Here is a 13,710-nt window from a genome sequence, read left to right as displayed (position 1 = left end):
TTACTCCCCTGATTTGGTGGTTGGGTTGGTCTGGTCGTTGCGAGTGAACTCACGCAGGCGGATGCTCTTGAACTCCGCCTTCATCGGCGGGCCCTGGTGCATCTGCAGGGCGATGACGCCGCTCGGCAGGGCGAACCGCGGTTGGTGGTCGGTTGCCTCGCACATCTTCCGGCCGTTGATCCAGAGCGTGATGTGCGGGCCGTCGGCGACCACGCGGTACTCGTTCCAGTCGTTGTCGTGGACGGCGGCGAGCAGCTCTTCGGCGTCGGCGAAGGTCTCGATGCTCTTGGCGCCGTCGGCGTCGATCGTGACCCGCTGGCCACGCAGCGCCACCAGGCCACGCTCGTGCTGGTACAGGCAGCCGGTGTACTCGTTGGCCGAGTCGGCGTCGGCCTGGTAGCCCCAGGTGTCGAAGTCGGGGCGACGCCGGCTACGGAACTGCACGCCGGAGTTGGCGGCGCCGGTCAGGCGGTACACCATCCGCAGCTCGAAGTTGGCGGGCTCGCCGCCGGTCCAATAGAGGTAGTGCGAACGCTCGCACGGGTGCTCGGGCGTGCTCTCGGCGGTCAGCACGCCGTCGCGGACTTCCCACCAGCCGGGCGCGCCCTCCCACCCGTCGAGGCTCTGGCCGTTGAACAGCTCGCGGAATCCGTTTGGAGCGGGGGAGGCCGTTGGCTCGGCGGCCGGGGCGAGCTGAACGAATACCGACAGCGCAGCCAGCGCGGTGGCGCATTGCAGGGGGGAAGGCACGGCAGTCGTAGTTTTGGTAGGCGGGGGCGACGACGGCCAGGACGGCGCCAAGAGATTGGAAGCCCGCATTGTGCCGCATCGGGCAGGCGGATGCAACTTTTCTCCCCGATAGCAACCTCGGCGATCCAGAATCAGTGAGGACCTGCCATCGTTGACCGCTAGCCGGGCCGCGCGTCCGCGGCCCGCTTGAGTTCGATGTCGTGCCCCTCGATCCGCAGGTAGCTCTTGAGGTACATGGCGTACTCGTCGAGCAAGCAGACCACGGTCTGCGTCTGGGAGGCGAGCACGTCCGGGTCGTCTCCGTGCAGCGCCGCGAGTCGGCCCGCGACCTGCCTAAGCCACATGCGTAGCGCAACGCACTCTGCGTGGCTAAGCGCGGGCCCTGGCGCTTTCTCGAGCGACAGCCAATCAAGCTCACCGTCGTAGTCGTGGGAGAGTGTCATGGCGACTCCTGTACTGTTGGGGCGGGGCTCTCCTGATTAGAAGTCGATCAGCGGGCTCTTACTAGAGCCCGCCCGGGGCAACCCGGCCCCCAAAGGAGAACGCAGCAGTAGATGGGCACAGCAGTTGCACTGGAATCTATACTGGCAGTTGCCTCGGGGCTGGCTATGCCGGTCGCCGGAGGATCTCTCTCGCTTCCTACCCTGCAGTGGTCAACCGGGTCTCATGCTCAAAGAATGGATCGTTTCTGGCTGGTCAAACGTGCCGATGGTCGTGCTCTCGACCCTTGTCACCTACTCGGCCATCCTCCTCTACACCCGGCTGGTTGGTCTCCGCAGCTTCTCCAAGATGTCGGCCGCCGACTTCGCGATGACCGTGGCGGTAGGTTCGCTGTTCGCTTCGACGATCTCGTCGCCATCGCCGAGTCTGGTGATTGGTCTCACCGCGCTCGCGATGCTGTACCTCGGCCAGTTGCTGGTGGCGGTGCTCCGCGTCCGCGTCCCGGCGACGACCAAGGTGATCGAGAACCAGCCGCTGCTGTTGATGCACGGCGCCGAGATCCTCGACGCCAACCTGCGGCGGGCCAACCTGACGCGGCAGGACCTGTACGGCAAACTGCGTGCGGCCAACGCGTTCAACTTCGATCAGGTGCTCGCCGTTGTGTTCGAAGCGACAGGCGACGTCTCGGTGCTGCACAGCGCTGATCCGGACGCGCGGGTCGACCCCGCGATCTTTGCCGGGGTAGCCGACTCCGATCGGCTATCGGCGTGACGCGGCAGCGGGCCAACAAGAAAGATCGGGAGCCGCGGCCGTTGCCGCCGCTCCCGAGCAGAAGGGGCACTTGATTCCGCCTGAACCAGTAACGCGACTCCGAAGGGTCGCACCGCAGCCGGTCGTTAGGACCGCTTACGGAAGAACAACCCGCCGGCCGCAGCGGCCAGCGACAGCAGCACGCTGGAAGGCTCCGGCACGAGCTGAGACACCTGCACGTTGTCGATCAGCGTGACGTTCAGCAGCTCGGCGTTGGGATCCGACGACGAGCCGTTGTTGGTGTCGCCGTGGCCGAACAGGATGTTGCCGCCGCCAAGCGTCAGGGCCGACATGTCGACAATGCCGATCGGCAGGCCGTCGATCGACATCGTGGCGACGTCCGCGATGACATCAATGGTCACCTCGCGCCAAGCGAACGCGATCTCGCCCGCGTCGGTGACGCCGGTCTGTGCGGGGTAGAGCGTGACCTGATCGACAGGCGCCGCGTCGCCGCCGAACACGGCGTAGTAGGGGTTGCTGCCATTGCGATCGGCGCCGCCGGCGAAGGAAGCCGCGTCGGTGCGACCGGTGGGGTTCGCCGAGTCATAGATGCGGTAGTCGACCGACGATCCGCCGTCCAGCGTGACGCCGAAGGTAACGCTTTCCTTCGTCGCCGCACCGGCCCACATGGCCTCGGTGCCCGAGGTGCCGACGCCGAAGAAAGAGAGCTGGGTGGTGCCGCTGCCGCCGGGGCCGACAGGGCCGACGTAGTTCTGCCACAGGTCAAACTTGACCTGGTAGTTGCCGGAGAAGCTCTGCCCGGTGGGCGAGACGCTAAAGCCGCTGAACACGCCGCCGGTGCTGTTGGCAGACATCTTCAGCCCGCTGGTGCCGGCTCCATTGGGCGCCGACGGGACGCCGATCGCCGAATAGTCGTAGTTGAAGTTGACAGAAATGTCAGAGAGGGCCGAGTCGTTGACCGTCCAGTTAGCGGTCGGATCGACCTCAAAGTCTTCGCTAAAGATCGTGGCGGAGGCTTGGCCTCCCACGCACAGCGCGATGGCCAGCGAGGCCACGCTCGAGGTGAACAGCTTCATTAGTCGCATTCCTAAGTCAAGGTTGCAGAATCAGTGGCGGATCAAACATGCACCCACTATCCAATCCACATTGACTTCCGCCGTAGAAATGCACAACAAACCCGAATTTGCCGCAGTCCTGCAATTCACGGGAGATGCTACTAACTGGGATAAAGCATTACGCAAAACAGAGAGCCATACCACGTTCCTACGACCCCGGCACGCGGACAGCCGCGACTCCGACACAAGCGCGGCAGTTGATCTTGCGTGGCGGCGATGGTGTCGAAGCTGCCACGGGAGTTGGGGCTTGGGAGCGTTGGTAGCTTCCTGCCGTGGCCGGCCATTTTGTTGCTGAATGTAGGCCAGCAAGTGTGCTCTAATGGTGGGCAACCCGCATTGTCGGGCCGGCGTCGTCGCTCAGGCCGCGGCTGGCAGACTTCTGTCCGTTGCTGTGGGCAAAAACGGACAGAAGTCGCTTTCGGTTTGATGCTGGCGAATGCGTAAGTAGATAGTTAATAAAGGCTTGCGGCGTCCGTCGGCCGAAATCGGGACCGACTTTTGTCCCTAAAATTGATGGGCCGAATTCGGGACAAAAGTCGCCGTTGGCCTCCGCCGCATGATCCACGGTCCACCGGCGAATAAAGCACCGCGGGCGCCACGACGCCGCCGCAGACGACTTCTCACGGGACACGAACACAGGGGGCAGCGATGGTTGACCGACGCTCAACGAACACTCACGGATTCGGGACGCTCAATTCCAGGCTGGAGGTCGCGTCGTTGCTGCGGCTGGTGCTCGCGTGGTCGGTGCTGATCTACCCGTACTCGGCGGTTCGGGCGCAGGCGCCGCCAGACGAGGCGAATGATAGGCAGCCGCAAGCCGGGGCGATCGACCCTGCCTACCTGACGCCGCAGACGATGGCCGCGGCGAGCCTCCGCCCGCAGCAGGTGCTGACCGACCCGAACCTGCAGATGCTGCCGATCGAGGTCGCTCAGGCGGCCGGTCTGAAGTACCTCGGCATCGACCCGACGCACGCCAGCCGCGTGACGGTGGTGGTCGAGCCGCCCGCCGGCCCGACTCCGTTCTACGCCATCGCCTTTGAGACCGACCAGCCCGTCGACCTTGGGGCCCTGGCTGCCGAGCTGACCGAGCACACCGAGCCGGGGCAGATCGACGGCCACGACGCGATCGTCAGCCGGGCGCCGGCGCTGCCGTGCTTCCTGGTGCAGGGCGGCAACACGCTGCTGGTTGGCTCGGCGCCGATGCTGAAGAAGCTGCTGAAGGCGGACCGCCCCAAGCCCACCGGCGTGCTGCCCGATCAGATCTTGGCGCACCCGGCGACCGACGACCTCTACCTGACCGCCAACCTCGAGATGCTGCGGCCGTTCATCCAGATGGGACTGGCCGCCGCCCAACGCGAGACGCCCGAGGAGTTCCAGGACCTGCTGCGGATTCCGACCCTGATCCAGTCGGCCGAGCTGACGCTGAACCTCAATCTGCAGCGGCCCAGTTCCCTGCTGGTGCACGCCGCCAACGCGTCGGACGCCGAGCAGATTGAGTCGCTCACGCTCGACGGCGTCGCGCTGCTGCGCGAGCAGATCCGCCGCAAGAGCGAGGTCGAGCTGAGCCGCCTCCGCCAGAGCGACGACCCGGTCGAGCGTGCGATGGCGGCCTACTCCGACCGGATGTCGCAGGGGACGCTCGACGGCATCAAGCTCGATCGCGACGGCAATACCCTGACCGTGTTCGAGGCCACCCCCTCGAACGCCCAGCAACTGGGCAGCGTCGCCGTGATCGGCGTGCTGGTGGCCCTGCTGCTACCGGCCGTGCAGGCCGCCCGCGAGGCCGCGCGGCGGACCCAGTCGACAAATAATCTGAAGCAGCTGATGCTGGCGCTGCTCAACTACGAGTCGGCCAACGGGCGCCTGCCGGCCCACGCTATCTACTCGGCCGACGGCGAGCCGCTGTTGAGCTGGCGGGTGGCGATCCTCCCCTACATCGAGGAGCAGGCGTTGTACAACGAGTTCCACCTCGACGAGCCGTGGGACAGCGAGCACAACCTGACGCTGATCGAGAAGATGCCCGAGGTGTACATCGACCCGAGCTCGGGCCTGGCCGTGAAGGACGGCAAGACGAGCTACCTGGCGCCGGTCGGCGAGGGGCTGCTGTTCGAAGAGAAGGAAGGCGGGACCACCCTGCGTGAGATCACCGACGGCACGTCGAAAACGATCGCGATTGTCCAGGTGAGTGACGACACGGCCGCCACCTGGACGAAGCCCGAAGACTGGTCGCCGGCCGCCGACAATCCGCTTCAGGGCGTGGGCGACCTGCACCCCAGCGTGTTCCTGGCGGCGTTCGTCGACGGCCACATTGAGAACATCTCCACGAATATCAACGCGCAAACCTGGGGCTTCATGCTTACCCGCGGCGGCGGCGAGGCTTGGTAAGTCTAGACCGAGCCGATCCGGCGTTGGCGGGCCGCCGCCGGGCGGCAGAACTTAAACCCTAGTACACGACCAGGGGCCGGCCCGACCCAACCGCTGGCGACGGTCGTTGGGCTCGGCCGGGCGGCGGAGCTCACGCGGCACACGAGCAGGGGGGACGCGGCGGCTGGCTCGCCTCACACGGCCTCAACCGGCTTGGCCATGGTGTCGACCGCGTTGAACCCGGCGCGGGCGGTGAAGGGCCAGGTACTCTCGGTCTTCTTGGTGGTGAAGCCGAGCCGCTCGTACAACCGCTTGGCCTGGGGGTTGGTGTCGACCACTTCGAGCGTGAGTTCGCGGAAGGCGTGCCGGCCGGCGTAGCGCTGGGCCTCGTTTACCAGCAGTGTGCCGAGGCCCTGGTTGCGGAGCTCGGCTCGGACGGTGATGGCCTGGATGTTGAGCTCGGTGGGCCGGCGTTTCTTCTCGTGGACCAGCCAGTAGTTGATCCGGCGGCCGATCGTGCCGAGCAGGCCGAACTCGCTGACGCCCAGCCGCCAGTCGAATCGGAAGCAGCGGTCGCGGCCCTGGTTCATGAACAGCACGCCGCAGACCCGCCCGCCACGCACAGCAACCAAACTCTGCGAGAAATCGACGAGCTGCGGGATGAGCCGCTTGGCCTGCTCCTCGCTCTTGGAAAGCAGGAGCAGGTGGTGGATCTTCCGCTCGAACCCCTCGTACAGCACGTCGACAACTGCCGACTGCTGGGCGGGGGTGAGGTCGCTGCCGATGGCGACCTCTACTCGGGTGACGGATCGCTCAGGTGCGGTTGAGGTTCGGGGCAAGGGCTGGTTCGTTTCGAAAGGGCAAACGGCAGGTAGGCCAAATGGAAGTTGACGAGGCCGAGCAGCATCGTGGCCGTAACGTAGGTCGGCCACGGGCCTAGGAGCTCCTGCACAGAGCCGGCCGGTTTTTCGCGGAGGTAGAAGTAGTTTGCGCCGAACCATTGATTGACCGGGATCACAACGCACAGCACACAGGCGATGACGCCGACCGTGGTGAAGATCCCCTGGTAGCTCGGGCGGCGGCCGAGTGCGAGAATCGCGAAGATGGCGGTTACCACAGCGCCGCCGTGAAGCGCCCAGAAGGCGAAGAACCTCGGGTGCGGGAAGGACGGCGCAAACACCGGCGTGATACAGGCGTGCAGCACGCCGGAGGTGGCCCCGTAGTACAAGAAGTCGAATGCCACTTGGCTGCGCGTCAACAGCGCGAACGGTGCTACGATGCCAACCACGTAGCAGAACTCGAGCGGCAGGTCACGGGTCGGCACAAACGCCCCGAGCCACACCACGGCCACGAGCCACAACAGGTAGCCCGAGGCCGAGATCATCGCCAACCCGGCGCCGACGCCCGCCGGCAAGGTCCGGCCGGGCCACGCCCGGCCGGCAATCGGCAGCAGCACCGCCATCCCAACCACTGTCGCCAGGCACGCCAGGTGCTCGGCGCTAAAGTGGGACATCGTGTCCCAGCTCAGGAAAGCCTCGCGGCTCCACATCGGGCGATTCGTAGTGGACAAGGGGCAGAAATACCGGCCGGTGCATCTTAGTGGAAGAACGCGGCGGCCCGAAGAACCGAACGGGGGTTTTCGGCGGTTTTGGCGGGATCCTTCCTGCCGGACCGATGGAAACTCCGACGCCGTCCCTTGCGGGCTCTGGTCAAAGCTGACCGCCTGCGTGAGATTGGCGGCGTCGGCGCGGCAGGAACTACGAATCCCGGAAACGAGAGCATCGAGATGAGCGAAGAAAAGCAGCACCCGTGCCGCGTCGCCTGCGTGGGGGCGAGCCTGGTGTTCGGCCGTGGGCTGGAGAACCGGCGGGAGGAGTGCTTCCCGGCGGTGCTCGGCCGGCTGCTGGGCGGGGCGTACCAGGTCCGGAACTTTGGCTACAGTGGCGCGACTGCCGGCCGCGAGACCAACGAGCCGTACTGGCAGACGGCTTCGTTCACCTCGGCCAACCGCTTTGCGGCAGAGATTGCTCTGGTGTCACTCGGCACGAACGACGCCCAGCACGCCAACCTCGCCAACCTGCCGAACTTCCGCGCCGACTACACCGACCTGATCGAGCACTTCCGGCGGCTCCGCTCGGGCGCCCAGGTGGTGGTGGTGATCCCGCCGCCGGTGTTCGAGCCGCTCCCGGAGATCGACATCGCTGCACTCGACGCCGAGGTCCGCCCCGCGATCATCGAGGTCGCCGCAGAACTCGGGCTGCCGACGCTCGACGGCCAGGAGTTGTTCGCCGGCCGCGGGGAGCTGTTCCCCGACAACCTGCACCCCAACGCCGAGGGCGCCCGGATGGTCGGCCAGGCGGCGTACGAGGTCGTAAGAGAGCTGTAGCAGCGGCTCTTCCCGGGCAAAACGTCCCCCGCAGCCCGGTTGTAGGACAACCAGAACGCAGCGATAATCTCCGGTCTTGGTGCATTCCCTTTCGCCTTTCCCCTATCCCCTCCCAGAATATGCCCCTGCTTGTTGTCGGTTCGGTCGCCATTGATAACGTCGAGACCCCCGAGGGCGGTCGCCACGACAACCTGCTGGGCGGGTCGGCGACCCACTTCTCGTACGCCGCCAGCTTCTTCACCCCGGTCCGGCTGGTCGGCGTGGTGGGCGAGGACTGGCCGGCCGAGCACACCGTGCTGCTGCAGAGCCGCAACATCGACACCACCGGCCTCCAGCAGGTCGCCGGCGGCAAGACCTTCACCTGGACCGGCCGCTACGAGCCGAACATGAACGACCGCGAGACGCTCAACGTCGAGCTGAACGTGTTCGGCGAGTTCAACCCGGTCCTGCCCGAGAGCTACCAAGAGGCCAAGTACGTCTTCCTGGCGAACGGCGTGCCGGGCGTGCAGCAGAAGGTGCTCGACCAGACCCCCGGGCGGCGGCTCGCCGTGGCCGACACCATGGACCTCTGGATCGAGACCCAGCGCCGTGACCTCGACGCGCTGCTCGGCCAGCTCGACGGCCTGGTCCTCAACGACAGCGAGGCCAAGCTGATGACCGGCACCGAGAACCTAGTGAAGGCCGGCCACCTGGTCCGCGAGATGGGCCCCAAATTTGTGATCATCAAGAAGGGCGAGCACGGAGCGATGTTCTTCTCCGAGCACGAGACCTACGTCATGCCCGCCTTCCCGACCGACAAGGTGGTCGACCCGACCGGCGCCGGCGACAGCTTCGCGGGCGGTATGATGGGCTACCTCGCCGAGCAGGACAACGGCTTCGAGCCAGAGCAGATCAAGACCGCCATGGCGTACGGCACGCTGACCGCCAGCTTTAACGTCGAGGGCTTTGGCCTGGCGCGGATGAAGGAGATCAGCCGCGACGACATCGAGGACCGGATGACCAAGTTCCGCAAGATGCTGTCGTTCTAGCCGGCGTCCGCCAGTCCATTGCGCATTGAGCCGTGGGGCGCTAGCCTCCGGTTTGGCCTGCAGGAACCGGGGGCTAACGCCCCGCGGCTAATAGCTGCACCGTGAAGACACGCACCTTTATCGCCGTTGAAGCGTCTGCCGAGGTCCGCACCGGGGCCGTGGCCGCCAAGCAGCGTCTCGCTGCGCACGGCAGCGACTACCGCTGGGTAGAAAAAGAGAACCTGCACTTCACGCTGCAGTTCTTGGGCGACATCACCGACCAAGAGATCGTCGACGTCTGCGGCCGGGTGACCGCTGCGGTCGAGGGCTTCGAACCGTTCGAGATTGCCGCCCAGGGCGTTGGCGCCTTCCCGTCGGCCGACCGGCCAAAGACCCTCTGGGTCGGTGTGGGCGAGGGCGGAGAGCCATTCACCGAGCTGCACGCCGCCATCGACGACCAGCTGGCCGACCTGGGGTTCCGCGGCGAAAACCGGCGGTACGTGCCCCACCTCACGATCGGGCGGTTGATCCGCAACACGCGGCCCTCCCGCGAACTGGCCGACCAGCTGTCTAGCTTGGCCGATTTCGAGGCCGGGAAAATGCTAGTCGATGCTGTCACCGTGTTCGCCAGCCAGCTGCGACCCGATGGGCCGGAGTACCATGTGCTGGCCCGCGTGACCCTGTAGGTTTGACATCAGCGGCATCGGGAACACAAAACAGCGACGAAAAATCTCTTGCTGGGGGTACTGTACACCGATATACTATTCGGACGTACAGTAGTTGGTGTTTGCCCACTCAGCCTCCTTGTTGGGCGGAGCAGATTCCCGAGGCGGGTGGCTTGCGTCATCCGTAACCCTCCACCATAAAAGGACTTGTCGCATGGTTTCTACAGCAACAGTGAACAACGGAACGGCAAAGAATCGTATGGCTAAGCGGGGGAAAGCGTCGAAGGCAGCGTCGAAAAAGGCGGACAAGCCCGAGAAGAAGACAGCCATGGACACTGTGCTGGAGAACAGCGACGACCTGCGGCACACCGTGGCCGCGATCGAGAAGCAGTTCGGCGAAGGCGCCATCATGCCGCTCGGCAGCGAGTCGGACCGCCGGATCGAGGGCATCTCGACCAGCAGCCTGTCGCTCGACATGGCGCTGGGCGGGCAGGGCATCCCCTGCGGACGCATCATCGAGGTGTTTGGCCCCGAGTCCAGCGGCAAGACCACGCTCGCCCTGCACGTGATCGCGGAGTCGCAGAAGAAGGGTGGCATCGCCGCGTTCATCGACGCCGAGCACGCCCTCGACCCTAGCTGGGCGAGGAAGCTGGGCGTCGACCTCGAGACTTTGCTGGTCAGCCAGCCGAGCCACGGCGAGGAGGCGATGCACATCACCGAGATGCTGATCAAGAGCAACGCGGTGGACGTGATTGTGATCGACTCGGTCGCCGCGCTGGTGCCAAAGAAGGAGCTCGACGGCGAGATCGGCGACTCGCACGTCGGCCTGCAGGCCCGGCTGATGAGCCAGTCGATGCGGAAGCTGACCGGCGCGATCGCCAAGAGCAAGACCTCCGTCATCTTCATCAACCAGATCCGCGAGAAGATCGGCGTGATGTTCGGCAGCCCCGAGACCACGCCGGGCGGCCGGGCGCTCAAGTTCTACTGCTCCTGCCGCATCGACGTGCGGCGGATCGGCCAGCTGAAGGACGGCGAGGAGGTGGTCGGCCAGCGGGTGCGGACCAAGATCGTCAAGAACAAGGTGGCGCCGCCGTTCCGTGTCGCCGAGTTCGACATGATGCACAAAGACGGCGTGAGCTACGAGGGCGACCTGATCGACCTCGGCATCGAGCAGAAGATCATCAGCCGCACCGGCGCCTGGTTCCGGTACGGCGAGATGCAGCTTGGTCAGGGCAAGGAGAAGGCGCGGCTCTTCCTCAAGGAAAACCCCGACATTGCCGCCGAAATCAAGGACAAGATCTTGGCCGCCGGCGGCTTTGACGACCTGCTGGCCATGAAGCCGGCCGAGGTGGCCGCCGAAGCCAGCGACGAAGACGAAGCCCCCGAAGAGTAGCCGCCACCGCGGCTACGCGCCGGTTGGCTCGTCGGCAGTAATTCAACGAGCAAGTACCAAATGACGCACGGCCAGAGCCACGATCCCCTCGCCCCTTGCACCGGCCCGCGGGCAGCCCGACCGCTTCCCGCGGGCCGCCTGCTGTCGTGCGTTGCGGCGCTGCTGCTGGGCGGTGGAACGGCCGCTGCGCAGCAACCGGCGGCCCAATCGGGGTCTTCGTCGGCGGCGGGGCTGCTGGCCGCGTTTGAGTCGAAGCTAGTCGAGGTGATCCAGCGGGTAGAGCCTTCGGTAGTAGCGATTTCCAGGGCGCCCGCGCCGCGTCAACCGCAGGCCGCGTCGCCCGCCGACGAGGCCCGCCTGCGGAGCCAGTTCCAGCCCGGCGAGCTGCAGGCGTTGCAGCAGCTCGACCGCGGCTTCCCCGGCGTCGACCCGTTGGGCCGCTTCCGGGGCGAAGCCGAGGAGCAGGCCGCGCGGGTCACCGGCGCCGGCGTGGTCATTGACGCCAGCGGGCTGATCCTCACACAGTACCTGGTGGTGAAGCCGGGCGATCGGCACTTTGTCACGACCACCGCGGGCGACGAGCTGCCCGCCGAGATCGTCGGCGCCGACCCCCGCAGCGGGCTGGCTGTGCTGAGGGCCAGGACCGATAAGCTGCAGCCGCTGAAGTTCGGCCAGGCCGAGGACCTCAGGAAGGGTAATCTTGTCATCGCGGTCGGCAACCCGTTTGCCATCGAGAGCGACGGCCAGCCGAGCGTCAGCTACGGGATGGTCTCGAACCTCGCGCAGAAAGCGCCGGGCGGCGAAAACCTCAACGACACCGAACGCGGCGACGAGTACCGCACGACGCTGCACCACCTCGGCACCCTGATCCAGACCGACGCCAAGCTCGGCTGGAACGCCTCGGGCGGCGCGCTGGTCAATCTGCAGGGCGAGCTCATCGGCCTGATCACCAGCGTCGCGTCGATCGCCGGGCACGAGCAGCCAGCGGGCTACGCGATCCCAATAAACAAGGTGATGCGGCGGGTGATCGAGGACCTGTGTGCGGGCCGCGAGGTCGAGTACGGCCTGCTCGGAATCGGCTTCGAGCCGGACCACCTGGTGGCGGTCGGCAGCGGCATCCAGGGAGTGGTCGTGAACCACGTGTACGAGGGGAGCGCGGCCGACCGGGCCGGCCTCCGCAAGACCGACGTCGTGGTCGCGATCGACGGCGAGGACCTCGACGGGTCGGACGAGCTGCAGCTCGTGGTTGGCGGCCTGGCCCCGGGCGTCGAGACGCCCCTCGCCTACCTGCGTGATGGGCGGCGGAACAACACCACTGTCCGGCTCGACAAGATTTACGTGCCGGGCGAGAAGGTCGTCACCAGCCCCCGACCGGCGTGGCAAGGGATGCACGTCGACTACGCCACGGCGGTCGACACCACGCTGCTGGCCCAGGCGTCCTCCCAGGGGCACATTGACCGCGACGGCTGTGTCGCGGTGGTCGAGGTCGACGAGGGCAGTGTTTCCTGGCGTCAGGGAATCCGACCGGGGATGTTTATCAGCCACGTCTCTGGACAGCGGGTGTCCAACCCCGAAGAATTCCGCGAGGCCGTGCAACAGGCGGGGGACAGTGTGCGGCTGAGGTTCACGCCCGGCAACACCCCGCAGAACGCCAAGCCGGTCGAACGCCCCGCGATCCCGTAGTTAACGCGCCTATGATTTCCGGAAACCGAGGCCCGTTGCGACGCGTGCTGCTCGTCGCGGGCCTGCTGGCTGCCCTCTCACCGGCGGCCAGCGCCGACTTACCCCAGCAGCCAGGATGGCGTGGGTGGCTGCGCCAGTGCGCGACCTGCGACGCCGACCATCAACGCTACTGTATGAAGCTCGACGACGCTTGGGCCGAGGCACCAACCGAGGTGCCTGTGGTCGTTCAGGTGCACGGCTTCAACTCCAACCCGGCCCACACCCGGGCGCTCGTTAAGTTGGTCCGTGGGCAGGGGCTGCCGTGCGGCGAATTCGCCTATCCGAACGACCAGCCATTGCGGGCCTCGGCGGAGCTGCTGTCGGCTCAGCTGCGGCTGTTTGCCGAGCAGCACCCCGAGCGTCGGGTGGCGTTGGTGACCCACTCGATGGGCGGCTTGGTGGCGCGAGAGTGCCTGGAGGACGACGGCCTCTGGCCCGGCAACGTCGACCGCCTGATAATGGTCGCCCCGCCAACGCACGGCTCAACCCTCGCCCGCTACGCGGTTGGGCTCGACCTATGGGAGCACTGGATCGTCCGCAACGACGGCGCCGACCCGTGGCGGCGGGTGAGGGAGTCGATCGCCGACGGCCTCAGCGAGGCTCCAGCCGACCTCCGGCCGGGCTCCAAGTTCCTCCGCCGACTCAACGCCCGCGACCGACGCGAGGAGGTGCGATACACCGTACTGCTCGGCTCGGCCGCTCAGGTCAGCGAGGAGCATCGCTACCTGGTCCGCCAGACCCTGCTGAAGACAGCCGAACTGACCCCCGGGTGGGAAACCGACGCGGCCGCGGTCGATAGGGCCCTGGCTTGCATGGACGAGGTCACCGACGGCAAAGGGGATGGGGCCGTTGCGATCAGTCGGGGGCGGCTGCCTGGCGTTGCCGACACCGTGGTGCTGCCGTTCAGTCACCTCGGCGTCGTGCACGGCGACCAAGAGCCGGGCGGACTGGAGGCACGGCAGGTGATTCTCGACCGCCTGCTGCAGGCGGCCCCGCGTTGACACCCCCCGCCAGCGCGATACGATAAACCGGAAACACAAGCGAGCTAACGGCTTGCGCTGCTATCTAACGGTCGGATCGACCGTTCCCATACTTC

The 13,710-nt window shown here is 66.3% G+C and carries 13 protein-coding genes; 8 read left to right on the top strand and 5 right to left on the bottom strand.

Translation table 11 applies throughout. The annotated features are described in order from the left end of the window. Window positions 1-750 carry a 3-keto-disaccharide hydrolase gene (locus Pla123a_RS10115; RefSeq protein ID WP_197527843.1) on the bottom strand — a complete coding sequence of 250 codons (750 nt, stop codon included), beginning with the start codon at window positions 748-750 and terminating at the stop codon, window positions 1-3. Window positions 751-908: 158 nt separating this feature from the next. Continuing rightward, entirely contained in the window at window positions 909-1,193 is a 285-nt protein-coding gene (locus tag Pla123a_RS10110; protein WP_146586482.1) for a hypothetical protein, read from the bottom strand. Window positions 1,194-1,416: 223 nt separating this feature from the next. On the opposite strand from Pla123a_RS10110, the gene Pla123a_RS10105 reads away from it, so the two are divergent. Beyond that, a complete protein-coding gene (locus Pla123a_RS10105) occupies window positions 1,417-1,962 on the top strand; it encodes a DUF421 domain-containing protein (protein ID WP_146586480.1) in 546 nt (181 codons plus the stop codon). Between the two features lie 125 nt (window positions 1,963-2,087). Here Pla123a_RS10105 and Pla123a_RS10100 read toward each other — a convergent pair whose 3' ends face one another. After that, window positions 2,088-3,038 (bottom strand): PEP-CTERM sorting domain-containing protein, encoded by a 951-nt coding sequence (locus Pla123a_RS10100; RefSeq protein WP_146586478.1) that lies wholly within the window; start codon window positions 3,036-3,038, stop codon window positions 2,088-2,090. Window positions 3,039-3,725: 687 nt separating this feature from the next. On the opposite strand from Pla123a_RS10100, the gene Pla123a_RS10095 reads away from it, so the two are divergent. Next, entirely contained in the window at window positions 3,726-5,462 is a 1,737-nt protein-coding gene (locus Pla123a_RS10095) for a DUF1559 domain-containing protein (protein ID WP_146586476.1), read from the top strand. A 173-nt stretch (window positions 5,463-5,635) separates the two neighbouring features. Here the strand turns inward: Pla123a_RS10095 and Pla123a_RS10090 are convergent, their stop codons facing one another. Continuing rightward, the gene (locus Pla123a_RS10090) at window positions 5,636-6,280 is read right to left on the bottom strand and encodes a GNAT family N-acetyltransferase (RefSeq protein WP_146586474.1); all 645 of its coding nucleotides are present in this window, start codon (window positions 6,278-6,280) and stop codon (window positions 5,636-5,638) included. After that, on the bottom strand, window positions 6,235-6,954 hold the full coding sequence (locus Pla123a_RS10085) for a YwaF family protein (RefSeq protein ID WP_197527842.1): 720 nt from the start codon (window positions 6,952-6,954) through the stop codon (window positions 6,235-6,237). Before Pla123a_RS10085 ends, Pla123a_RS10090 begins: the two co-directional genes overlap by 46 nt. Before the next feature lie 273 nt (window positions 6,955-7,227). Between Pla123a_RS10085 and Pla123a_RS10080 the strand changes: the two genes are divergently transcribed. The 6 genes from Pla123a_RS10080 to Pla123a_RS10055 all read left to right on the top strand — a co-directional run bounded on the left by Pla123a_RS10080 (window position 7,228) and on the right by Pla123a_RS10055 (window position 13,615). Beyond that, window positions 7,228-7,827, top strand: coding sequence for a GDSL-type esterase/lipase family protein (locus tag Pla123a_RS10080; protein WP_146586470.1), 600 nt, complete (start codon window positions 7,228-7,230; stop codon window positions 7,825-7,827). Between the two features lie 119 nt (window positions 7,828-7,946). After that, window positions 7,947-8,855, top strand: a complete 909-nt coding sequence (locus Pla123a_RS10075) for a PfkB family carbohydrate kinase (protein WP_146586468.1) — start codon at window positions 7,947-7,949, stop codon at window positions 8,853-8,855. 101 nt (window positions 8,856-8,956) lie between these two features. Then, entirely contained in the window at window positions 8,957-9,520 is a 564-nt protein-coding gene (gene thpR / locus Pla123a_RS10070; protein ID WP_146586466.1) for an RNA 2',3'-cyclic phosphodiesterase, read from the top strand. 238 nt (window positions 9,521-9,758) lie between these two features. Further along, window positions 9,759-10,892 carry a recombinase RecA gene (recA, locus tag Pla123a_RS10065; RefSeq protein WP_146586464.1) on the top strand — a complete coding sequence of 378 codons (1,134 nt, stop codon included), beginning with the start codon at window positions 9,759-9,761 and terminating at the stop codon, window positions 10,890-10,892. A 60-nt stretch (window positions 10,893-10,952) separates the two neighbouring features. Then, on the top strand, window positions 10,953-12,575 hold the full coding sequence (locus tag Pla123a_RS10060; protein WP_146586462.1) for a trypsin-like peptidase domain-containing protein: 1,623 nt from the start codon (window positions 10,953-10,955) through the stop codon (window positions 12,573-12,575). An 11-nt stretch (window positions 12,576-12,586) separates the two neighbouring features. Continuing rightward, window positions 12,587-13,615: an esterase/lipase family protein gene (locus tag Pla123a_RS10055; protein ID WP_146586460.1), complete on the top strand. Its 1,029-nt coding sequence runs from the start codon at window positions 12,587-12,589 to the stop codon at window positions 13,613-13,615. The last annotated feature ends 95 nt before the right edge of the window (window positions 13,616-13,710 follow it).

This window comes from Posidoniimonas polymericola, from assembly GCF_007859935.1.
Lineage (GTDB): Bacteria > Planctomycetota > Planctomycetia > Pirellulales > Lacipirellulaceae > Posidoniimonas > Posidoniimonas polymericola.
The sequence above is the reverse complement of the archived record's forward strand: the minus strand, read 5'-3'. Positions and strand labels throughout refer to the sequence as shown.